21 protein-coding genes and 4 CRISPR repeat arrays are annotated in these 22,531 nt (G+C 50.8%); of the genes, 17 read left to right on the forward strand and 4 right to left on the reverse strand.

The window, feature by feature from the left end; translation table 11 throughout:
* Positions 1-268 precede the first annotated feature (268 nt).
* The 3 genes from QJT81_05640 to csm6 are packed head-to-tail and all read left to right on the forward strand — an operon-like array spanning position 269 to position 3,693.
* Positions 269-1,372 (forward strand): putative CRISPR-associated protein, encoded by a 1,104-nt coding sequence (locus QJT81_05640; GenBank protein WGZ95469.1) that lies wholly within the window; start codon positions 269-271, stop codon positions 1,370-1,372.
* A 9-nt stretch (positions 1,373-1,381) separates the two neighbouring features.
* Positions 1,382-2,533 carry a DUF1887 family CARF protein gene (locus tag QJT81_05645; GenBank protein ID WGZ95470.1) on the forward strand — a complete coding sequence of 384 codons (1,152 nt, stop codon included), beginning with the start codon at positions 1,382-1,384 and terminating at the stop codon, positions 2,531-2,533.
* Complete coding sequence (gene csm6 / locus QJT81_05650) at positions 2,530-3,693, forward strand: CRISPR-associated ring nuclease Csm6 (protein ID WGZ95471.1); 1,164 nt, start codon at positions 2,530-2,532, stop codon at positions 3,691-3,693. The genes QJT81_05645 and csm6 overlap by 4 nt, the downstream gene beginning before the upstream one ends.
* A 456-nt stretch (positions 3,694-4,149) precedes the next feature.
* Here csm6 and QJT81_05655 read toward each other — a convergent pair whose 3' ends face one another.
* Positions 4,150-4,290, reverse strand: a complete 141-nt coding sequence (locus QJT81_05655) for a hypothetical protein (protein WGZ95472.1) — start codon at positions 4,288-4,290, stop codon at positions 4,150-4,152.
* A 348-nt stretch (positions 4,291-4,638) separates the two neighbouring features.
* Between QJT81_05655 and cas2 (QJT81_05660) the strand changes: the two genes are divergently transcribed.
* From cas2 (QJT81_05660) to QJT81_05685, 6 genes are all read left to right on the forward strand, one after another.
* Positions 4,639-4,926, forward strand: coding sequence for a CRISPR-associated endonuclease Cas2 (gene cas2 / locus QJT81_05660; protein ID WGZ95473.1), 288 nt, complete (start codon positions 4,639-4,641; stop codon positions 4,924-4,926).
* Positions 4,927-4,929: 3 nt separating this feature from the next.
* The gene (gene cas2, locus QJT81_05665) at positions 4,930-5,265 is read left to right on the forward strand and encodes a CRISPR-associated endonuclease Cas2 (protein ID WGZ95474.1); all 336 of its coding nucleotides are present in this window, start codon (positions 4,930-4,932) and stop codon (positions 5,263-5,265) included.
* Between the two features lie 9 nt (positions 5,266-5,274).
* Positions 5,275-6,321 carry a CRISPR-associated endonuclease Cas1 gene (gene cas1, locus QJT81_05670; GenBank protein ID WGZ95475.1) on the forward strand — a complete coding sequence of 349 codons (1,047 nt, stop codon included), beginning with the start codon at positions 5,275-5,277 and terminating at the stop codon, positions 6,319-6,321.
* Positions 6,278-7,105 carry a reverse transcriptase domain-containing protein gene (locus tag QJT81_05675; GenBank protein WGZ95476.1) on the forward strand — a complete coding sequence of 276 codons (828 nt, stop codon included), beginning with the start codon at positions 6,278-6,280 and terminating at the stop codon, positions 7,103-7,105. Before cas1 (QJT81_05670) ends, QJT81_05675 begins: the two co-directional genes overlap by 44 nt.
* A 44-nt stretch (positions 7,106-7,149) precedes the next feature.
* Complete coding sequence (locus QJT81_05680) at positions 7,150-7,752, forward strand: Uma2 family endonuclease (GenBank protein WGZ95477.1); 603 nt, start codon at positions 7,150-7,152, stop codon at positions 7,750-7,752.
* Between the two features lie 231 nt (positions 7,753-7,983).
* Positions 7,984-9,629: direct repeats of the CRISPR family, unit length 36 nt; unit sequence GTTTGAATACCGCCCTGATTTAAAAGGGATTAAGAC.
* Positions 9,630-9,675: 46 nt separating this feature from the next.
* The gene (locus QJT81_05685; protein ID WGZ96452.1) at positions 9,676-10,599 is read left to right on the forward strand and encodes a DUF4143 domain-containing protein; all 924 of its coding nucleotides are present in this window, start codon (positions 9,676-9,678) and stop codon (positions 10,597-10,599) included.
* Here QJT81_05685 and QJT81_05690 read toward each other — a convergent pair.
* Both QJT81_05690 and QJT81_05695 read right to left on the reverse strand, forming a co-directional pair.
* Positions 10,596-12,143: an ATP-binding protein gene (locus QJT81_05690; protein ID WGZ95478.1), complete on the reverse strand. Its 1,548-nt coding sequence runs from the start codon at positions 12,141-12,143 to the stop codon at positions 10,596-10,598. The two genes, QJT81_05685 and QJT81_05690, sit on opposite strands and share 4 nt — an antisense overlap.
* Positions 12,140-13,687 (reverse strand): ATP-binding protein, encoded by a 1,548-nt coding sequence (locus QJT81_05695; protein WGZ95479.1) that lies wholly within the window; start codon positions 13,685-13,687, stop codon positions 12,140-12,142. Before QJT81_05695 ends, QJT81_05690 begins: the two co-directional genes overlap by 4 nt.
* Positions 13,688-13,800: 113 nt before the next feature.
* Here QJT81_05695 and csx16 point away from each other — a divergent pair, with 113 nt between their 5' ends.
* The 7 genes from csx16 (at position 13,801) to QJT81_05730 (ending at position 17,929) form a co-directional block, all read left to right on the forward strand.
* Positions 13,801-14,091: a CRISPR-associated protein Csx16 gene (gene csx16 / locus QJT81_05700; GenBank protein ID WGZ95480.1), complete on the forward strand. Its 291-nt coding sequence runs from the start codon at positions 13,801-13,803 to the stop codon at positions 14,089-14,091.
* Between the two features lie 248 nt (positions 14,092-14,339).
* A complete protein-coding gene (locus QJT81_05705) occupies positions 14,340-14,885 on the forward strand; it encodes a hypothetical protein (GenBank protein ID WGZ95481.1) in 546 nt (181 codons plus the stop codon).
* The gene (locus QJT81_05710) at positions 14,878-15,168 is read left to right on the forward strand and encodes a CRISPR-associated endonuclease Cas2 (protein WGZ95482.1); all 291 of its coding nucleotides are present in this window, start codon (positions 14,878-14,880) and stop codon (positions 15,166-15,168) included. Before QJT81_05705 ends, QJT81_05710 begins: the two co-directional genes overlap by 8 nt.
* A 113-nt stretch (positions 15,169-15,281) precedes the next feature.
* Positions 15,282-16,235, forward strand: coding sequence for a CRISPR-associated endonuclease Cas1 (cas1, locus tag QJT81_05715; GenBank protein WGZ95483.1), 954 nt, complete (start codon positions 15,282-15,284; stop codon positions 16,233-16,235).
* Positions 16,228-16,998, forward strand: a complete 771-nt coding sequence (locus QJT81_05720; GenBank protein ID WGZ95484.1) for a CRISPR-associated endonuclease Cas1 — start codon at positions 16,228-16,230, stop codon at positions 16,996-16,998. Before cas1 (QJT81_05715) ends, QJT81_05720 begins: the two co-directional genes overlap by 8 nt.
* Positions 16,998-17,321, forward strand: coding sequence for a CRISPR-associated endonuclease Cas2 (cas2, locus tag QJT81_05725; GenBank protein WGZ95485.1), 324 nt, complete (start codon positions 16,998-17,000; stop codon positions 17,319-17,321). Before QJT81_05720 ends, cas2 (QJT81_05725) begins: the two co-directional genes overlap by 1 nt.
* A gap of 17 nt (positions 17,322-17,338) precedes the next feature.
* A complete protein-coding gene (locus QJT81_05730) occupies positions 17,339-17,929 on the forward strand; it encodes a Uma2 family endonuclease (GenBank protein WGZ95486.1) in 591 nt (196 codons plus the stop codon).
* Positions 17,930-18,109: 180 nt separating this feature from the next.
* A CRISPR array of direct repeats spans positions 18,110-18,973; the repeat unit is 36 nt; unit sequence TTCTGAAGACCGCCCTGATTTAAAAGGGATTAAGAC.
* Positions 18,974-19,190: 217 nt separating this feature from the next.
* Here the strand turns inward: QJT81_05730 and QJT81_05735 are convergent.
* Positions 19,191-20,246, reverse strand: coding sequence for a transposase (locus QJT81_05735; protein WGZ95487.1), 1,056 nt, complete (start codon positions 20,244-20,246; stop codon positions 19,191-19,193).
* A gap of 146 nt (positions 20,247-20,392) precedes the next feature.
* A CRISPR array of direct repeats spans positions 20,393-20,778; the repeat unit is 36 nt; unit sequence TTCTGAAGACCGCCCTGATTTAAAAGGGATTAAGAC.
* A gap of 43 nt (positions 20,779-20,821) precedes the next feature.
* Here QJT81_05735 and QJT81_05740 point away from each other — a divergent pair.
* Positions 20,822-22,156: an IS4 family transposase gene (locus QJT81_05740; GenBank protein WGZ95488.1), complete on the forward strand. Its 1,335-nt coding sequence runs from the start codon at positions 20,822-20,824 to the stop codon at positions 22,154-22,156.
* Position 22,157: 1 nt separating this feature from the next.
* Positions 22,158-22,476: direct repeats of the CRISPR family, unit length 37 nt; unit sequence TTCTGAAGACCGCCCTGATTTAAAAGGGATTAAGACT.
* The last annotated feature ends 55 nt before the right edge of the window (positions 22,477-22,531 follow it).

Genomic DNA, 22,531 nt, shown 5'->3' on the forward strand with positions numbered 1-22,531 from the left:
CTTCTATTATCGCCGAAAACGGCAGCCCACACTTCTTTTTTCCTTCAGATGAAGGAAGGTTCACGCTGAAAATGTAATTTTGCAAGTGGCTCCACTTACATCCTACCAATCCTTTAATCCTAAAAATCCCAGTTCAAAACAAATTTCTAGCCCCTTCCCCTCAACCCTTCACAAGCTTGCCAACACGCCAGCATTCATCAACATCGTATATAATGCATCCCTGTTAAAGATTGACCACCGCGCAACTTTCACCAAGGATACCAACACAATGCCCAACCTGATCATTTCCACCTGCGGCACTAGCTTGCTCACCAACAACGCAGACGGCGACGTGCGCTCCTTGTTGATTCGCCACGCCAACCTGAAAAGTGCCAGCGACTGCCCGACCGCCGAACGGCTGCTCATCGACAATCACTTGCGCCAACGCGCCAGCCATGTAAAGCAAGCCGGTGATGCCGAGCTTGCCAAACTCAGCGCGGAAATGAACGCCATCTTCAAATTCTACGACGGCAACCCGACCCCGCAAGACATGCACATCCTCATTCACACCGACACTTGGTTAGGGCGTGAAACCGGCAATTTGCTGCGCGACGTGCTAAGCCAACGCGGTTTCAGTGTGGATACCCCCACCATCAGCGACTTGCGCACCCAAGACCTCGACAGTTTCCAGCTTGCCCTGTCGGAGCTGGTCAAATGGGCGGTGGAAACCCTGCCCGCGTACCAACAACAGCAATACAACATCATTTTCAACCTCACCGGCGGCTTTAAAAGCATTCAAGGATTTATGCAAACCCTCGCCATGCTCTACGCGGACGAAACCATTTATATCTTTGAAAGCAATAAAGAGCTATTGCGCCTGCCCCGCCTGCCGGTACGTTTGGATGGTGAGCAAATCGTGCGTGACCACCTCGCGGTGTTGCGCCCGCTCGCGCTCGGCTTGCCAGTATCAAGCGATGCCGTGGATGCCTTACCCGAAACCTTGGTCTTGCGCCTTGACACTGACCGCGCCCTATCACCTTGGGGGGAACTGTTGTGGCAACAGCATAAAACGGCGGTCTACCGTGAAAGTTTTCACGCCGCGCCATCTGCCAATATTCAATTCACTGACACATTTCAGCGTTCCATTGCCGGGCTGTCACCGGATCGTTATGAACGCCTGAATCAGCAAATCGACAAACTGGCGCAATACCTGCACTCGCAACGTGCTACCAATCTCGCCTCTTTGGATGTAAAAGCCCTGCACGTGCCGCGTCACGGCGGTTGCACCCACGAATTCGATGCATGGCACGACCAAAACGCCAAGCGTGTGTTCGGCTGGCTCAAGGGTGATACGTTCATCTGCGAAATTTTAGAAAACGGCGTAGGGCATTAAGGAGCCATCATGCACATTCACATTTGTTTGGTTTCCCAACAATTGCTGGCGAATTACATCCCGATTCGCATGGATAAACCCGACCAAGTGCATTTGGTTAGCTCGCTGGATATGCAAAAGAAAGGGCTAACCACGCGCTTTGAAACCTTGTTAAAGCAAGGCGGGTTCAATAGCGTGACCCATACCGGAATGCCTGATGCGGGCATGGCAGAGATTCAACGCTTCACACGCACACTGTACGAAACGCTGACACGGCAATACCCCCATGCGCACCTAACGGTGAATATCACGGGTGGCACTAAGTTAATGTCGGTCGCCATGCTCGATATTTTCAGTGCGGCAGGACACGCGGTTATCTACACCGACACGGCTAAAGATACCTTGGAGCGCGTCCATAATTGCACCCTCGAACCCTTGCCAGCCGTATTGGGGATTGAGGAGTATCTGCTGGCTTATGGGGCAACGGTTCACAATAGCGCGTCATGGCATAATGAATGGAAAAATCGTGCGGTTAAGCGCAGTGCCGCTGCTGAATTGTTGGCACGTGCTACCCAAGACAAAAAGCTGAAAGCGCTCATTACTGTCCTTAATGCCATGGCGATGAATGCGCTCTCACCCAATGGCGATGAATTGCTTGCGCCCGAACAAGCCTTTAAGTTTCCCCTCACTGGTGAGCAACTCACCTTGGTAAAATCTCTGGCTGCACAAGATCTGTTTACCTTGCATAAAAACCGCCTAAACGTGACGTTTGTGGATGCGGAACGTACCCGCTTCATCGGTGGGCATTGGCTGGAAGAATACGCATGGCACATTGCCGAACAAACCGGTTTAAACGACGTAGCGTGCGGGGTAGAAATCGACTGGGAAAACAGCCGCACTCACAATGAATTGGATATTCTCGCGGTTCACAACAACCGCTTGCTGATTATTGAATGCAAGACGGTGCGCTTTAGCGATGACCGCCAAAAATCCAATAACACCCTTTACAAAATCAACAGTCTGGGCGAAAGTTTACGCGGGCTATTTGGGCAAAAAGTGCTGCTCAGTGCGTGGGGAGTTTCCCCGACGATGCTGGATCGCGCCAAAACCCAAGGCATCAAAATCCTACGCCCGCACGAACTCGCCGCCTACATTCAACAATGGTCTGGAGTAACCGCATGACAACCGAAAAAAACCAACCGGAACACTTCGATCGCCGCATTTTACTGATGGTAGCAGGGCATTCACCCGCCATTATCACCGAAACGCTGTATGCGCTGCCTGCTAATCAAAAACCCACGGAAATCCGCATTATCACCACCGCCAGCGGCAAAAATCTACTCAAAGAACAATTGCTGGGGGCAAACAACATCATTGAGCAATTGTGCAAAGCGCATGAAATACCTGTACCACTGTTTGATGAATCGTGCATTTATGTCATTGCTTCTAAAGACGGTGATGAACTGCAAGACATCCAAACCGAAGCAGAGAATGAAATCACCGCCGATTTTATTACCACGAAAGTGCGTGAGTTGACGCAAGATAGTGATTGCAGCCTGCACGTTTCCATTGCCGGTGGGCGCAAGACGATGACGTATTACCTCGGCTACGCGCTATCGGTGTTTGGGCGCATTCAAGACCGTATGTCGCATGTATTGGTTGAAGACCGTTACGCCATTCCGGGCTTTTTCTACCCCACCAAAGAAAGCCATATTCTGGCTAACAGCCGCACAGGGCAAACATTCGATGCCAAAGAGGTGAAAGTGATGCTGGGGCAACTCCCATTCATCCGCCTGCGTGACGGCTTAACCGACGACTTGCTCAACAAACAAGAACTCAGTTACAGCGACATTATCGAAATCGCCCAACGCCAGCTTTCCCCCATTAGTGTGCGTGTCGTTTATGGAAGCGAGGAAGAGGAAACAAAATTGTATTGCGGCGGGGAAGAGATTACCTTGCCGCCCGCTCAACTGGCTTTGTATGTATGGATGCTGCAACGCCATAAAGAAGGAAAACCTGCCGTCACTTTTACCGATAAAATAACAAAAGCAGCACTTGCAGAAGACTTCAAAGCAGTTTACGCCGAACTCTCCAATAAATCAGGGCATTACGATAACGCCAAAGAGAGCGTTAAAAGCATGGATACTGATTACTTCGGCACACCGCGCACCAAGACCAATAACATGCTCAATACCATACTTGGCAAACCCAAGGCAAAAGCCTATTTGCTGCAATCGAATGGCAGAAAAAATGCTAAAAAATACAGCCTATCCAATAATTTGAATTCTGAGTACATCAGTTTTGAATACCCTGTAAAACAACTGAAAAAGCCAATTTTCTAAGCAGAAAGCTTGCGAAAATCCTGCCTTCGATTCTTTCCTTCATACTGTCCTCATCGAAACACAAACACCGATGAGGACAGCAACATGAACACCAACATCCACGCCGACGCTCACGACTTCGCACTCTTCACTCGCCGCGCACGTACTGACCGTGACTACGTAAAACACATCCTCGACTAAACCCGACGCTTGGCAGGTTTCGCAACCTTGCCAAGCCAATCACCTGACTCACAATACCGTAACCTACACATACTGAAACAACACAAGGAAACACCTATGAAAAACATCATCGACCGCCCGTACCCTAACAAACCCAACCCATGCCCGACCATTTGTGACCTTATCAACATCATTCTTCGCTAATTCATAAGGAGTAATACCATGCCTATCGTTATCGCCGTGCTTGTCGCTATCGCTACTACTGTTACTAACCACTCTTGTCCAACTAAGCGCTAATCATTCAACCAAAGGAGACTCACTATGCCTCTCATCGTACTGTTCCCTGCCATCGCGGCTGCTATTACCAAAATCATCCTCGACGCTAACTGCAACAACCGTTAACACCACCAACGGGTAGCCCCTCACGGGGTTGCCCATTTTTCAGCACACTAAGTCATTACATCAGGAGTCCTCTATGCCCATTATCTTCGCCATCATTGCCGTCGCCGTTATTGCAGCACTGCCTTGCTCCTGCGACCGCGATAAGTAATGCCGCTTGCCCCCCCCGATCAACGGCACGTTCGCAACCTTGCCAAACCCGACAGGCTAACCCACAACAGCTAACCTAGGCGCACTGAAACCAACCAAGGAGAAACACCATGCCCGCAGCACTTATTGCCTGCCTCTGCGCCAACCCCGTTACCGCAGCCATTCTCGCCGTTGGTTGTGCCGCAGCCATCATCATCACCGCCGCCAAGGACTAACCCACTCCACAAGGAAAACACCATGAAACGCAACGCCGCCGTCATCGCTTACGACATCGTGGAAGACTCGCGCCGCCGTCAGGTACACCGCTGCCTGAAAGCGTGGGGGTTGGCTTCCCAATATTCGCTGTTTGAGTGCCAACTGAGTGCGCGGGAAGCGGAAGAGCTGTTCCTGCAACTCACGGCCTTGATCGACCTGCAAACCGATAGTTTGATGCTGACCTGGATGGATACGCAGCGTTCGCCGCGCATGGTTACTGCGGTCAAACACACCCATAACTTCCAAGCGCCACTCTGGTACGAGGGTTAAACGATGAAGCAATGGCATCTGCTGGCGTATGACGTGCGCGACGAAAAACGCTTACGCAAAGTGCATTACTACCTGCGCAAACGCGCCGTGCCGCTGCAAAAGTCGGTGTTTTTGCTGCACTGTTCGGCAGCGGATTTGGCAACGACGTTGCAAGGGGTGCGCGAACGGGCACATTTGCGGGAAGACGATATTCGCCTGTACCCCGTGCATACACCCGCCGCGATTTGGGCAGCAGGTCAGCAAAACAGCGCGGTGGAAGATTTGTACGCGGGTAAAGCCAGCGCGACACCCGCAGACACGGGCTGGTTACAACAACTTAAACAAACACTCTTCGGTTAGGGGGAACACATGCTCTTGGTGATTGATCGCAAGGAAACCACGGTGCGCTATGCCACTGGCGCGTTACGGCTGGAACGCCCGGATGAGCCTGCGAAAACCATTCCGCTCCAGATGTTGGAACAGGTGGTGGTGTACGGCAATCCGCTGGTGGAAAGCGCGGTGTGGCGGGCGTTGGCGGAGGCAGGCGTACCCGCCACCTTGGTGGATTTGCGTGGCAAACAGCACAGCGCGTTTTTGGGCGCAGGCTTGGCAACGCAATTGCCGACGCGGCGGATGCAACACCGTTGTGCCGATGATGCCAGCAAGCAGTTGGCGGTAGCGCGGTATATCGTGCAGCAAAAATTGCGGGGGTATGCGCTGCCGTTGCAACACTTGCACACGCTGTATGGGGTGGAGGAAGAGCGGGTGCAAGCCTTCCAGATGCAAGTGGAACAAACACTGGCAAAGCTACCGAATGCCAACAGCATTAACAGCTTAAGCGGCTTGGAAGGGCAAATTGCTGCCGCATGGTTTGCGTTGTTAAGCACGGCATTGGGGCAGTGGCATTTCACGGGGCGTAACCGTCAGCCGCCGCGTGATCCGGTGAATGCGTTGCTGTCGCTGGGGTATACGCTGATGTTGAGCGAGGTGCGCCACGCATTGTTGCAAGCGGGCTTTGATACGGCGCTGGGGTTTCTGCATCAGGATTATCCGGGGCGGGAGTCGTTGCCGTTGGATGTGCTGGAACTGTTCCGGGGGTCGGTGGATGCGCTGGTATTGCAATGGCTGCACCACACGCCGCTCGATAACAGCAGTTTTTATTACCGTGAGGCGGAAGGTTGCCGCTTGAGCAAAGCGACACGCCCGGCGTTTTATGCGGCGTGGGCCAGCTACCGCCAGCAATGCCCGCGTCCGTTTGCACCGTGTGAGGCGACGGCGGAATGGGGAACAGCGAGTTTGCGGGAAATCATTAATGGGCAGGTGGCACGTCTGCGTGAGGTGCTGAAAGCCGTGGATACTGGGGGGAGACACCATGAGTATTTTGGAGACGGCGATGCAGCCGGAGACCTTGGATAAGGCGTGGAATCTGTTGAAAACCGAGCATACGCCTTGGTCGGTGACGGTGGATCGTGAGCAGTTGCAGCGTAATTTGATGCGCTATTTGTTGCAGTGCCGTGAGGCGGTGTTGTCGGGGCGTTATCAGCCGCAGCCGTTGCGCCAGTTTACGATGGCGAAGCCGGATGGCAAGCAGCGGGTGATTTCCGCGCAATATTTGCAGGATAAGCTGGTGCAACGTGCCTTGCTGATTGTGTTGGAGCCGAATGCAGAGGCGATTTTCCACCACGACAGTTACGCTTATCGGCGTGGGCGTAGCGTGCAAATGGCGTTGAGCAAGGCACGGGAACGTATCCGCATTGGGCAGGATTGGCTGGTAGATGCGGACATTAGCAAGTTTTTCGATAATATTCCGCTGACACCGTTGCAAAAGAAGCTGAAAGCCTTCGTCAAGGACAGCGACGCGCTGGCGCTCATCGAAAAATGGCTGAAACAGGGGGCGCATTCGAGCAGTTTGTTTGGGACTTCGCGGGGGATCTCGCAAGGCTCGATCTTGTCGCCGTTGTTTTGTAACGTGTACATGAATGAGTTCGATCAGGCGTTGGCGGATGCGCATATTCCGTTTGTGCGCTTTGCGGATGATTTCCTGTTGTTCGCCAACGATGAGGCGACAGCGCACAAGGCATTGGCGTTTGCTGGCAAAAAGCTGACGCAAATGGGGCTGGAATTGCACCCGACGAAGACGCAGGTAGTGCGTAGCAGCCGCAAGGTGATCTTTCTGGGTGAGCCGTTGCCGCAACGCTAGAGTTGCCCTATGATCAAAGCTTCGGTAGCGATAGGAGCAATACCATGCTGACAGTCAACATGACGACTGAAAATTCGGCTTATATCACCGAGGCAGAATACTTGGAAGGTGAGAAAATCGCGGAAGAGCGCCATGAGTATGTGGATGGTGTGTTATACGCGATGGCGGGGGCTTCGTTGCGGCATAATCGTATTGCGTTGAATATTGTGCGGGCTTTGCCGTTGCAGCGTGAAGATGGCACACCGTGTGATGCTTATACTTCCGATGTGAAAGTCAGGGCGCGGCGGCACAAAGCCTTTTATTACCCTGACGTGGTGTTAAGCTGCGAACCGAATAATATGGATGACTGTTATGTGGAAAAGCCGTGTTTACTGGTGGAGGTGACTTCAAAATCAACGGACTGGAAAGATCGCAGTGAAAAGTTGTTGGCTTACCAAGCCTTAGAATCATTGCAGGCGTATCTCATCATTGTGCAAGATAAGCCACATGTGACCTTCTATTATCGGGAAGTGGATGGTGCGTGGTGGGTGAGTGCTTATGATGCGTTGGATCAGGTGATTATGTTGCCTTGCCTCGGCACGCCATTGTCACTGGCTGATATTTACAAAGGTATTGATTTCACGCAAGCTGCTGAAACTGAGGCGTAATCATTGCTAAAATTTATAGCTTCAGCCGTTCTTATCCGTTATAATTCGACAAATGCAAGCACTGGGTTGCTTGCCGTTATTTCACAACTGATTTGCTTGTATTTGCTGAAAAACCAGTCTATTTGTATGCATTCCGTGAGCCTGAAAATGCTAACTTTTCAAAGCCGATTTGATGTCAAAATTCATACACCACAAGTTGTTGAAACCAAAGCGTTTCCGACGAACGGCGGGGTTTGAATACCGCCCTGATTTAAAAGGGATTAAGACTCTGGTCAGGAGTCAGATACGTATTCAAGTCTTTAGTTTGAATACCGCCCTGATTTAAAAGGGATTAAGACCTGTTATTTATTACTTGTGAGAAAATATTCAGGGTTTGAATACCGCCCTGATTTAAAAGGGATTAAGACGCAGGGAACAATGTTTTTGCAATTTTCCCTACAAGTTTGAATACCGCCCTGATTTAAAAGGGATTAAGACTCCGTTTGCAGTGCGGTTTTTGAACTGGGATAGAGTTTGAATACCGCCCTGATTTAAAAGGGATTAAGACCTTTTCTGAAATCTTCAAATGCATAAACAATTGCGTTTGAATACCGCCCTGATTTAAAAGGGATTAAGACACCCCAAACTCACGGTTTTGAATACGCCGTGAAGTTTGAATACCGCCCTGATTTAAAAGGGATTAAGACAAAATCCCACTTTCAACTTTCTCAACATGGTTAAAGTTTGAATACCGCCCTGATTTAAAAGGGATTAAGACTTTGACAGAACACTTCCAATGTTGAACGGGTTTGTTTGAATACCGCCCTGATTTAAAAGGGATTAAGACGAACTGGGTTGTTGCCCTCGTCCTCCATTACGAGTTTGAATACCGCCCTGATTTAAAAGGGATTAAGACTGTGCATCGGCTATTGGGTTAAAGCTCATAGTGTGTTTGAATACCGCCCTGATTTAAAAGGGATTAAGACCAATCGTCAGCTTCGCCTGACGCCGTTGCTGCTCGTTTGAATACCGCCCTGATTTAAAAGGGATTAAGACAAAGCTCATAGTATGTACTCCGTATTAGGATGTTGTTTGAATACCGCCCTGATTTAAAAGGGATTAAGACTTGTATCGCAGTGTGGTAGTCGAGGAAGTTGTGTTTGAATACCGCCCTGATTTAAAAGGGATTAAGACGAAGCTGTCTGGCTTTTGTATCAGGGCACATACGTTTGAATACCGCCCTGATTTAAAAGGGATTAAGACCCTCGTAACTCCCTTGGACCTCTATGCTGATCTTTGTTTGAATACCGCCCTGATTTAAAAGGGATTAAGACCCAGAATGTCGACCGCGAAGTCGCGGTCGACATTGGTTTGAATACCGCCCTGATTTAAAAGGGATTAAGACCCAATCCGACTTGAAGGTTTCATCAGTTTATCGAGGTTTGAATACCGCCCTGATTTAAAAGGGATTAAGACGCTACATTCGGAGGGTATGTAACCGCTAGAACGTCGTTTGAATACCGCCCTGATTTAAAAGGGATTAAGACAGGTTGAGACGCTCCAAAAAATAACGGTAAATAGGTTTGAATACCGCCCTGATTTAAAAGGGATTAAGACCGCAGACGCTGTACGTGACGCACAAATGCACTTTGTTTGAATACCGCCCTGATTTAAAAGGGATTAAGACTAACCACAGCGTGTGAACCTGACACACGGGAGCGTTTGAATACCGCCCTGATTTAAAAGGGATTAAGACGAATTATCTTTTTGTCCAGCTGTAGCCCGTGCAGTGTTTGAATACCGCCCTGATTTAAAAGGGATTAAGACGTCTCCGAGTTTGCCTAACTCGCGCTCAGCATAAGGTTTGAATACCGCCCTGATTTAAAAGGGATTAAGACCCTACTAGATTGGCTGAAGAAGCGATCTAGTGCGTGTTTGAATGAAGTGCAAAAAGTCCCGCGTTGGTCAGAAACGGTCAAAATGCTGTGGGATGAAGACAGTTTCAAGCAAACCAACCTGCACGTTGTGCTGCTGGGTTCTGCCCAATTCCTGATGCAACACGGCTTGGGCGAAAGTCTGGTGGGGCGGTTTGAACTCATCCGCCTCCCGCACTGGTCGTTTGCCGAAATGCAGACAGCATTTGATTGGGATGTGGAGCGTTTCATCTATTTCGGTGGCTACCCCGGTGCGGCGGTGTTGAGTGAAGACGAATTCCGTTGGCGCAGTTATGTGCTGGACGCGATTATCGAACCGACGCTTTCCCGCGATGTGCTGCAATTGGCACGTATCGACAAACCCGCGCTATTGCGCCGTTTGTTTGTGCTGGGTTGCCAGTATTCCGGGCAAATTCTTTCCTACCAGAAAATGATCGGGCAGTTGCAGGATGCATGCAACACCACCACCCTGGCGCATTACCTGACCCTGTTGAATGGCGCGTGGATGTTGGCAGGCTTGGACAAATTCGCGGGTGATCTGGCACGTAGCCGTGCCGCCAGCCCGAAACTGTTAGTGTTAAACACTGCCTTACTCACCGCCCAACACAGCTTCGATTTCCACAGCGCACGGCACGATGGCGAGCAATGGGGACGCTTGGTGGAATCCGCTGTCGGTGCTTACCTCTATAACACCCTACCACCCACTATGAGCCTGACTTATTGGCGGGAGCGCAATGCCGAGGTGGATTTTGTGATTCAACACGGTACGCGCTTGCTGGTGATTGAAGTCAAAAGCGGGCGCAATAAAGGCGTGTTAACCGGGCTGGAAACTTTTGCCAAAACATTTCCCAATGTGACCCAATTGGTGGTTGGCACGGGCGGCATTCCGCTGGAGGTGTTTTTGAGTACGCCCGTACAGGTGTGGTTGGCTTAAACCAAGACTTCGGTTTTCCACTCTTTCACCGTTTTGGTTTCACTGCTGAAATTGATTCCCACCAACACTTTCGAGCGCGGGTCGGCACGGTATTTTTCCGCGTACCCCTTGTCCTTAATCTGCTGCATCGCTTTATCCGCACTTTTGTCCAGCTTGAACTCGATCACGTAAATGTGCGTCGGGGTTTTTACCAGGCAGTCCAGCCGCCCGTCATTGGTGTTGACTTCACTGTCGGTGTATTGCCCCAAATAGAAAAACACCAGATAAATCAGGCTATGGTAATAATGCTCTGCCTTGGCGATGAAAATGTGTGAAGGGATGGTTTTGAAAATGCTTTTCACCAGCTTAATGACCCGCTCCAAATCATTGGCAGCAAAGGCTTGGTGCAATTCCACCACCATCGGGCTACTCATCGGGGTATTCAAGCAACGTAAATCACTGATAATGTAATCCAAGAGGGATTCACGTACTTCGCTATTGGGATAATCCAGCGTATATAGCCCAAATGACTGTTGGGCTTTAATCGTCAGGTAGCCAGTCTGGAACAGGATGGGCAGTGCCTGTAAATACTCAATATCGTAGCTGGCAAAAGTGCGCTCATGCACGGTGAGGTTATCCAGCTTATACAGATTTTGTTCGCGCAACAGTTTCAGCAAAAAGGTCGGCGTGCCGGTTTCAAACCAATAATTGCGGAATTGCCCATCGCTGAAAAAGTTCAGGATGGAGAATGGGTTATACACACGGGTACGCCCATCCCAACTGTAGCCGTTATACCATTCGCGCAGTTTATCGAGCAATTCGGGGCGGGTCATGCCTTGGTAGTCTTCGGCTTCGGGCATGTAGGGGGTGAAATAGTGTTCCAATTCTGCTTGGGTGTAGCCTGTTAGCGCCGCAGCGTGCCGGTCAAACGTCAGGTCTTTGAGGTGATTCAAATCAGAGAAAATCGACACTTTGCTGAACTTTGACACGCCTGTGATCAGCAAAAATTCAAGATAGGGGTCGCTATCCTTAATCACCGAGTAAAAGGTTTTCATCACCTGTTGATTGGCTTTTGCCAGTGGAATATCGTCGAGGTAATCAATCAGCGGCTTGTCGTATTCGTCGATTAATAACACGACTTTGCCATATTGGGTGGCGAGTTTTTCCAATAGTTCGGCAAACTGGCTTTTCGCGGTATTACTGAGAAGCGCTAATTGATAACGATTGGCATGGTATTGCAGCCCCTCTTGCAAGGCCACCTCCAAGCCTTTGCCTTGGTAATCCAGCTTGTTGATAGAAAGTTGCACGACTGGATGCACGTTGTTCCAGTCCCATTGCTCTTCAATCCACAAGCCGCTAAACAACTCGCGCTTGCCCTCGTAAACAGCACCGATGGTGGAAAGTGTCAGTGATTTACCAAAGCGGCGTGGGCGCGACAGGAAGTAATACTTGCCGGTGCTGATCAAGCGGTGGATTTGCGGGGTTTTATCCACGTACAGCATGTTACGGGTGCGTAATTCGCTAAAACTTTGAAGGCCAATGGGTAATTCAGGGCGTTTGTTCATGTAAAGTTCTCCTGCTGCCAATCGTCTACCGTTTTGGTTTCACTGCTGAAATTAATGCCGACCAATACCTTCGGGCGCGAATCAGTACGGTATTTTTCTGCGTAACCCTTGTCTTTAATCTGCTGCATTGCCTCATCCGCACTTTTATTCAGCTTGAACTCAATCACGTAAATATGCGTCGGGGTTTTCACTACGCAATCCAGCCGCCCGTCATTGGTATTCACTTCGCTTTCGGTGTACAGCCCCAGATAATGGAACACCAAATGAATCAGGCTGTGGTAATAGCTTTCCGCTTCCTTGATGAAAATATGCGAGGGAATGGTTTTGAAAATGCTTTTCACCAGCTTAATGACCTGCTCCAGATCATTGGCGGCAAACGCACGGTGTAACGAAACCACCGTCGGGGTGCTGCTGATGGTGTCATCGTGGCGCATTTCCGCAATCAAATACGCCAGCATCGCAGCACGAACTTCACGGTTAGGGTAGCCGAGGCGATACAGACCGTATTCCAGCTTGGCTTGTATCGTGAGATAACCTGTCTGGAATAACACTGGCAAAACTTGCAGCTTTTCGATGTCATAAACCGAAAAACCCATTTCGTCGAGTTCCACCTGATCCACGTCCAGCATGTTCTGGGCTTTCATCAGTTTGGGGAGGAAGGTGGGTGTGCCGGTTTCAAACCAGAAATTACGGAAATCACCCGCACTGAAGAAATTGAGAATGGAAAACGGGTTATACACACGGGTACGCCCATCCCAACTGTAGCCGTTATACCATTCGCGCAGTTTGTCGAGCAGTTCGGGTTGCGTAATGCCTTGGTAGTCTTCAACTTCGGGCATATACGGGGCGAAATAGTGTTCCAACTCAGCTTGGGTATAACCGGTCAACGCGGCGTAATGGCGGTCAAGCGTCAGGTCTTTGAGGTGATTCAGGTCAGAAAAAATCGGCACTTTGCTGAATTTCGACACACCAGTGATCATCAAGAATTGCAGGTAAGGGTCGCTATCCTTGAGTACCGAGTAGAAGGTTTTCATCACCTGCTGGTTAGTTTTTGCCAGTGGAATATCGTCGAGGTAGTCGATCAATGGTTTGTCGTATTCGTCAATGAGTAACACCACTTTGCCATCACGTTGGGCGAGTTTGCGAATCAACTCATCAAATTGCCGGTCAATGGTTTTCGCTTGTAATGCAATCCCTAACGTTTCACTCATCACCTGTAGTTCTGCTGCAATCGCTGCTTCTAACCCCAAGGTACGGTAGCCGATGCTGCTGAAAGACAGATGGATGACTGGATGTACCTTGTTCCAATCCCATTGGTCTTCAATCCACAAGCCGTTAAACAACTCGCGCTTGCCCTCAAAAATGGCGCGGAGGGTGGAAAGTGTCAGCGATTTACCAAAGCGGCGCGGGCGCGACAGGAAGTAGTAACCTGCCTTGGATAATAAGCCATGAATGGCTTGGGTTTTGTCCACGTACAGCAAGTTATCAGTACGCAACTTTTCAAAATCCTGGATGCCAATGGGTAATTCGGGGCGCTTGCTCATCTGACAACATTCCTTCGGGTTGATGCGCCTAGTATAGCACGACAAGCTTGCCAACCTCGCGCCACGCCTGCCTCTCCTTTACACTGCGGTTTTTGCCAAACACAGGGGAAACCATGACTACTTACTTCATCTCACGCCACCCCGGCGCGGTCGATTGGGCGGAATCGGAAGGCTTTCACGTCGATGAACGGCTGGCGCATTTCGATGTGGCTATCGTGCAAGCGGGTGATCGAGTGCTAGGCACATTGCCGATCAATCTGGTGGCGGAAGTGAATGCACGGGGCGGCGAGTATTTCCACCTGACGCTGGAACTGCCTGCGGATGCGCGGGGTAAGGAGCTGACGGCGGCGGATATGCGTACCTACGGGGCGCGGTTGGAAGGCTATGCGGCACAGAAACACTAAACAGGGCAAAACCATGTCACACATACTCATCACTATGCTCGGCAAAGCCGCCAGCAAACCCACCGCTAACTGACAAGCTTGTCATTGCCGACTTCTTCCCCTGTTTGCGGCATGATTACCTGAAGAAAATCCTCCCCTAACCCCTCCTTTTGCAAAGGAGAGGAACAAGAAAGTGGCACTTTCCAGCCTCCCCCTTTGCAAAAGGGGGATTGAGGGGGATTTTCTTCAACATCAAACAGGGGGCTACCATGCAAACACTACGCGACATCATCACGAACATTCTCGACCCGCTCGGTATCGTCATCGGGCTGATCCTCGCCATTCCGGTGTTCTGGACATGGTATCAGGTGGTGTGGGGCAATCGCCGCCGTTACCGTCAATACCTGCAAGCCATCCGCACAGCACCGGGCAACCGCCCTGCCATCCTCATTATCGACTTGTTGCCGGGGCGCAATATCCGCGCGGCGGTGGAAAACTATTGCCAGCAACATAACAGCTTGCGTGATATTCCGCGTGATCGGATTTTCTACCTGCAACGTGATGGGCTAGGTACGTATGAAATCGACCGTTTCAAGTCCGATGTGCGCCAGCAAGTCGGGGAAATGTACGCGCAAGGCGTTGACCGCATTCACTACTTCCACGCAGGCCCCGGCATGGCGGCGGCAATGGTGGGCGCGGAACTCGGCAACGGTTGCCCGGTATTGCTGTATCACCACGAGGGTGAGGGCTACCACAACGTCGGCTTGTTGAAGCTGCCGCCAGCACTGGCATACAGCGGGGTGGAACATGGCTGAGCGTCAGCGGGTGTTGTACCTCGCGGCATATGACGTGAGTGATGCGGGGCGGCTGCGGGCGGCGTTGCATTGCGTGCGGGCGTATGCCACGGGTGGGCAGAAATCGGTGCATGAAGTGTGGTTGACGGATGCGGAAAAAGGCGAGTTGCTGGGCGATATGAGCTTTATTCTGCATGACGCTGAGGACAGTTTCCTGCTGATTCGGCTGGATGCGCGGCAGACGGTGCAGACGCTGGGGCTGGGGGTCGTGCCGGTTGACCCGGACTGGTTTTATCTGGGGTGAAGAAAATCCCCCTCAATCCCCCTTTTGCAAAGGGGGAAGCCAAGAATCGAGTATCACCTTCTTGTTCCCCCCTTTGAAAAAGGGGGGTTAGGGGGGATTTAACGGAGGTAACGATGACAACGTTATACATCGACCATAAGAATGCTGCGCTGGAAGTGGAAGGCGCAACGCTGGTGGCGCGGCTGGGTGAGGTGCGCCAGCGCCCCGTGCCGTTGGCGTTGCTGGAGCGGGTGGTGTGTCTGGCGAATGTGCAACTGGATACCAGCGTGTTGGCGACATTGGCGGAACACGGCATTGCGTTCAGTGTGGCGAGTCAGCGTAAACCGCAGCGGCGGGCGGTGTTGCTGGGGAGTGGGCATAACGATGCCAGCATTCGTTTGCTGCATTACCGGCTGGCGCAGGATTCGGCGTGGCGGCTGGCGTTTACGCGGCAGGTATTGGCGGCGAAGTTCGCGGCGCACTTGCGCTTGTTGGATGAGATGCTGGTGGAGCGGGCGGATCAGCGCAAGGCGATTACGGATGCGCAGCAGCAATTGCGGGCGCAATTGGCGAATCTGGACGGCGCGGCAAGTTTGGCGTCGTTGCTGGGGATGGAAGGCGCGGCGGCGCGGGCAATGTTTGGCGCGTTTGCGGCGGTGTTGCCTGCGGCGTTGGGGTTTGCGGGGCGTAAGCGGCGTCCGCCACCGGATCCGGTGAATGCTACCTTGTCGCTGGCGTATACCTTGCTGCATAACCGCGCGGTGCAGATTATCCACACGCACGGGCTGGAGCCGTTGCTGGGGTTTTATCACGAAACCAGTTTCGGGCGGGAGTCGTTGGCATCGGATTTGATTGAGGTGTGGCGACCGCACATTGATGCGTGGGTGTGGGAATGTTTCCGTACTCAGACCTTGCGTGAGCACCATTTCAAGACGGATGTGAACGGTTGCTTTTTGGATAAGGCGGGGCGGCAGGTGTTTTTTGCGAGTTTGGAAACGCGCTTGCGTCCGTTGGGGAGGGCGATGCGCTGGCAGGTGCGGGGCTTGATCAAAGCCATGCGGGAATGGGAGGGGGAATCTTATGCGTAAACCGTTGTATTTGGATGTGGCGCAGGCGAATGCGGTGGGCTTGGACGCGGTGGCGTTGCGGGTGCAAGCGCATGAGCAGGCGGATAGCTTTTACCCGTTACGGCGCATTTCGCGGGTGGTGGTGACGGGCAAGGTGGAGTGGGAAACGGCGGCGTTGCTGGCGTGTTTGGAATACGGGATTCCGGTGGCGTTTCGCGGGCGTGATGGGGTGTTGGTGGGGCATTGTTTGAGTGACCGCAGCAGCCAAACCTCGTTGGAAGCGTTGTTGCACGCTTGCGCGGATGATGCGCTGGGCGATGCGTTGTATCAGCAGTGGCGGGTGCATGAGGAAAGTCGGTGGGTGCAGCGCATGGCACGGGCTTGCCAATGTCCGTTAGTGGGGTCGGTGGCGCAGCAGGTGATGGCGCAGGTGGAACCGTTGGTGCAGGCGCAATTGCCGTGCCGGTTTGCGGTGTTTGTGGCGCAATTGCAAGCGCCGATTGCCAGCCATGTGAGTGAGGTGCTGGCGGTGTATGGGTTTAGTGACAATATCCAGTTGCCGTTGACGCGGCGGGTGCATCTGTCGCGGGATGTGGAAAAGCTGTTGCTGTTGGAGGCGTATTGGCTGGTGGTGCGTGGCGATGTGCCGCAGGTGTTTGCGGATAAGGGCTTGCGTTACAGCATGGTGCATTTTTACGAAACGCATCATGGGCATTTTGAGGAACGCGCACGGGTGGCGTTGAATCGCTTGTGGTGCTTGTTGAAACATCAGGAGGCGGACTAATGGCGCATCGACGTTTGCCGCATATTATTGCGTATGATATTGCTAACCCGAAACGGTTGGGGCGGGTACACCGTTATTTGAAAAAGATTGCGTTGCCGTTGCAATATTCGGTGTTTTTGATTGAGCTGGATGGGGAACGGCGCGAGAAGGTGTTGAAGCATTTGCGCACCTTGATCCACCCCAAGCAGGATGATATTCGGGTGTACCCCTTGCCGAATGAACCGGAATGGGTGATGTTGGGTAAGGCGTTGTGGGGCGATGGCTTGCTGGTGACGGGGGCGAAGTTGCCTGCGGAAGTGCGCTATAATCGGGATACATTGTAGATCGAGGCGTAATCATCATGTTGGCAGTAAAAATGGCATTGGATAATGCGGCTTATATCACCGAGGCAGAATACTTGGAAGGTGAAAAACTTGCGGAAGAACGCCATGAGTATGTGGATGGCGTGGTGTACGCGATGGCGGGAACAAGTCGGCGACATAACAGTATTGCGTTCAATATCGCTTTCAATTTACGTCTGGCTTCACGCGATAAACCTTGTGACATTCACTTATCTGATGTCAAAGCTAGGGCGCAACGCTCCAAAGCCTATTACTATCCAGATGTGATCGTGAGTTGCGAGCAAGATGAAGCGGATGAATATTATCTGGAAAAACCGTGTTTGATCGTGGAAGTTACCTCCAAATCCACTGAGTGGAAGGATTACGCCGAAAAGCTGATTGCCTACCAAAAGCTGGCATCGTTGCAGGTTTATTTGATTGTAGCGCAAGATCAACCACTGGTAACGATGTACTACAGCGATGCAGAAACGGGCTGGGAAGTGGCGCGGTTTGATGATCTGGAACAAGCGCTCACGTTGCCCTGCCCTGACTGCACGTTGACACTGGCGGAGATTTACGAAGGGATTGATTTTACCCAGCCTGCTGAATAATCCTTCCATTCGCCGCTAAATCATCGTAAAATCAACCCATTAACACGCGAAACCTGAGCGTGTCGCTTCTTTAAAAACTCACCTTGTTACATTTTCGCCCAAGACAACTTTTTATACAGTGAATTTCCTGCTAAGGGTCTCTGTAACCCACTGATTCAAAAGGCTGATTAGACACGAGCCTTCTGAAGACCGCCCTGATTTAAAAGGGATTAAGACGTTGCGATCATTGCCGTGATTAAAAATATTACTATTCTGAAGACCGCCCTGATTTAAAAGGGATTAAGACATTTAGGCATTACAAACTCCTAATCCTATTAATTTCTGAAGACCGCCCTGATTTAAAAGGGATTAAGACACAGCGGCGTGACCAGCATACTCCTTGTTGGCGTTTTCTGAAGACCGCCCTGATTTAAAAGGGATTAAGACACGCCAATCTTAGCGCCTTTGCGCACTTTGGCCATTCTGAAGACCGCCCTGATTTAAAAGGGATTAAGACAGCATCTTCTTTACCGTTGCACTATGCAGCTTATTTCTGAAGACCGCCCTGATTTAAAAGGGATTAAGACCAGATCGTGGTGCTTATAGTTTGGATTTGAGCGTTCTGAAGACCGCCCTGATTTAAAAGGGATTAAGACAGATCGTGGTGCTTATAGTTTGGATTTGAGCGTTCTGAAGACCGCCCTGATTTAAAAGGGATTAAGACACCTTGCTCTGCACAATACTTACCAAGCTGATGATTCTGAAGACCGCCCTGATTTAAAAGGGATTAAGACGCGTGAGAAGTTCCATCTCATTGAGTTGTTCAATTTCTGAAGACCGCCCTGATTTAAAAGGGATTAAGACTTGCGCCAGAATTGGTATTGTCGTAATTTGCTTCTGAAGACCGCCCTGATTTAAAAGGGATTAAGACTTGCGCCAGAATTGGTATTGTCGTAATTTGCTTCTGAAGACCGCCCTGATTTAAAAGGGATTAAGACTTGCGCCAGAATTGGTATTGTCGTAATTTGCTTCTGAAGACCGCCCTGATTTAAAAGGGATTAAGACCCTAGCTTCTGAGCGACTTGCAAAATCCGACAAACTGAGTTGCTCAATTTTCAGCATTGACCGAACGCCGCATATTCAGCCGATTTTTTACTCAATTTGACCAACGAAACCTGAGCTTTTTCAGTTTTACCGTAACTTTTGCTAAATTTCACCCATACCGATGCGACTGCTCCTGTTTTTCAGTCAGTCTTCCCGTGTTTTTTCAAACCCAGTCGCTTTATAACAAGACACGCATCAGTTGATCAGCACTCAACACCAAAATCCCAAACATCAAGTGGCTGTAAACTTTTTGCGCACCTTGCACCCACACATTCCGACCACCAAATTCATCCTTCAGGCGGGCATTGGTTCGTTCTACGGTGCTGCGAATTTTGTAACGCTCGGCATCAGCAGGTTCAAACGCTTCTTTCTGTCCGCCGCGAGGATTGTGATCAATCAGAGGGACATGCCCCAGATGACGGCTGTATTCGTGCAAATCAGCACTGCAATAGGCCGCATCCATCAGGTCGTAGAGACTGGTGACACGTTGGGCACTGATTTGAGAGAGTGGGATGGCTGCCCCGCTGTCGTGAAAGGAGGCGGAAGACAGAATGGCTGCTATCGGGACACCACAATCGGCGGTATCGATATGCAGTTTGTAGCCGTTCCAACTGTGCTTGTAGCCTTGGGCATTCTTCTTCGTCCCCCGGTTACACTGAACCGGTATCTCATCGAGTGCTTGCTGAAGTGACTGTTCCCGTTGGCGCTGAATCCGTGTTTGCCCTTGTTTTTTCTTTGGCTTTTCCTCGGCAACAGGCCGTTCACGTGCCTCAATGGCTGTTGAATCCCGACACAGGTGGCCGATCAGCGCATCGCCCAAATACGTTTTCACCAACGTTTCATGCACACGTTCCGCTAAACGCTGTTCAGCAAATTCAGCGAAGGCACGTGAAAAGGTGGATTCGGAAGGCAGTTTCTTGGTCAGGGGAAACCCGCAGATGCGTCGCAGGGAGCGATCGTTTTGCAGCCGGTCAATGAGTGCTCGCGTATTGACAATATTGAGCACGCTTTTGGCGACAAAAGCATTGGCAAACCAAGATCGCTCCGTCGCTGGCCGTCCAGACCCATCACGAAAAGAGCGCACAAAATCTTCAATGCGCGTCAGCTCCAGTACGTGAATGAGCTTTTCAAGCTTGGGGGTCAATGTGCCAAAGGCATCATTGAAGCAAGGCAGTATTTCAATTTGCAGCAAACTCCAGCGTTGTGCAATCAGGGCGCGTTCGGTAGAATTCATAGCGTGGGCTTAATGGTTGTTTTGATGCTTCTATTATCGCCGAAAACGGCAGCCCACACTTCTTTTTTCCTTCAGATGAAGGAAGGTTCACGCTGAAAATGTAATTTTGCAAGTGGCTCTTCTGAAACCGAAGGGAAATATTTTGCTTCTGAAGACCGCCCTGATTTAAAAGGGATTAAGACGCAACCTGCTCGATGTAATCCATAGCAGATTTTTTCTGAAGACCGCCCTGATTTAAAAGGGATTAAGACCGCTAATTTTTTTCTTAGCGGCTTTTTTCTCCTTATTCTGAAGACCGCCCTGATTTAAAAGGGATTAAGACCCCGTTACGCTTATGTAACCCTACGCGTAAGGTTTTCTGAAGACCGCCCTGATTTAAAAGGGATTAAGACTCATTTTACCAGCCTTTTGGTCTTTACTTTTTTTCTGAAGACCGCCCTGATTTAAAAGGGATTAAGACTTTGGCTATTGTTTTCTCTTTCTCGTTTTCAAGGGCTTCTGAAGACCGCCCTGATTTAAAAGCATCTCCTTATACACAAGTTCCCAAGCTGATGTAAGATAAGCAATTTTCACTCATGAACTGGTCATCTACCGAACTCACCGATCTTGATTTGGGAGACAAGCGTCTCGAAACACGAGCCGCCCATATCCTCAAAGCCATGCTGAAAGCCCCCCAGTCCAGCATCCCTAAGGCTTGCCAAAGTTGGTCAAGCACCTTGGCGACGTACCGTTTCTTCTGGAATGAAGCGGTGAGCCATGATGCTTTGATGGCATCCCACTTTGAAGCGACAGAGTGCCGAATTCGTCAACAAGATTCGCGGATTATCCTGTGTATTCAAGATACGACCGAACTGGACTTCAATGGACAAGAAACCGAGGGTTTAGGGCGGTTATCCTACGACAAGCAACGCGGGATGTACCTGCATCCGACCTTGTGTATTACCCCAGAACGTTTGCCGTTGGGCATCACCGATACGTGGATGTGGTCACGGGGATTGAGCAAAGCTGCCGACCAAGCCAACCCCAGCATCAAAGAAAGCCGCCGCTGGATTGAAGGGTATGAACGGGTAGCTGAACTGGCGGCACGCTGCCCTGAACACCGCCTCATCTATACTGGCGACCGTGAAAGCGACTTTTATGACTTACTCAAACGGGCGCAAGCCTTGGATTACCCGGCTGACCTGCTGATACGGGCGCAACATAACCGGGCTTTGGGGGATGACCTCAAACTGTGGGATGCCATTGATCAACAAAAAGCGTTGACTCGTATCACTTTTACCAAACCGCGCAAGCAGGGTGAAAAGCCCCGTAAAGTGGTACAAGAAATCAAGGTGTTACGTTATACCTTGCGTCCCAAGAGTAAGCATCCGATGCTATTGACCTTGGTGCAAGCCAAAGAAATCAACCCACCCGCCGGAAAATCGCCCCTCATTTGGCGTTTAGTCACCAACCGTTGTGTAGAGACCGCCGATGCCGCCTGTGAACTCATCGACTGGTATCGGGCGCGTTGGGAAATCGAGATGTTTTTTGATGTTCTGAAAGTCGGTTGTCGCGTCGAAAAACTGCAACTGGACACCAAAGAGCGCATCGAAAAAGCCCTCGCGCTCTACATCATGGTGGCCTGGCGGATTATGTTTCTGATGCGGTTGGGGCGTACCTGTCCAGAACTTCCTGCTGATCTGGTGTTTGACCCCTTGGAATGGAAAGTCTCCTTCCGACTCGGCAAAAAAGCACTACCCGATGGCATACCTACCCTCAATCAAGTGATCCGCAATCTCGCAGAACTGGGGGGCTTTCTGGGCAGAAAATCCGACGGCGAACCGGGGGCTAAAAGTATCTGGTTAGGCTACTCACGCGTGCTGGACTGCATTTATGGCATTCAGATGGCTAGTGAGTTGGGAATGGACTGATTTGTGTATAAGGAGATGGATTTAAAAGGGATTAAGACAGACTCCCATTTCCCATTGCCAATCGCCTCGTTTCTGAAGACCGCCCTGATTTAAAAGGGATTAAGACTTCGCTTCGCGCTGCCCGTTTAGGAAAGAGCTGTTTCTGAAGACCGCCCTGATTTAAAAGGGATTAAGACTGGCTCGTTTGCGCTGGATGGCTTCGTAAAAATTCTGAAGACCGCCCTGATTTAAAAGGGATTAAGACTTTCAGGTACATGGCTTTGCCGCCAGTCAGTTGCACCATTTCTGAAGACCGCCCTGATTTAAAAGGGATTAAGACGCGATGAAATGACGGGTTAATGCTTTAAGCCAACAGCTATTGGATAAGCTCTAATA

This window comes from Candidatus Thiothrix putei (assembly GCA_029972225.1).
In the GTDB taxonomy this organism is placed as follows: domain Bacteria; phylum Pseudomonadota; class Gammaproteobacteria; order Thiotrichales; family Thiotrichaceae; genus Thiothrix; species Thiothrix putei.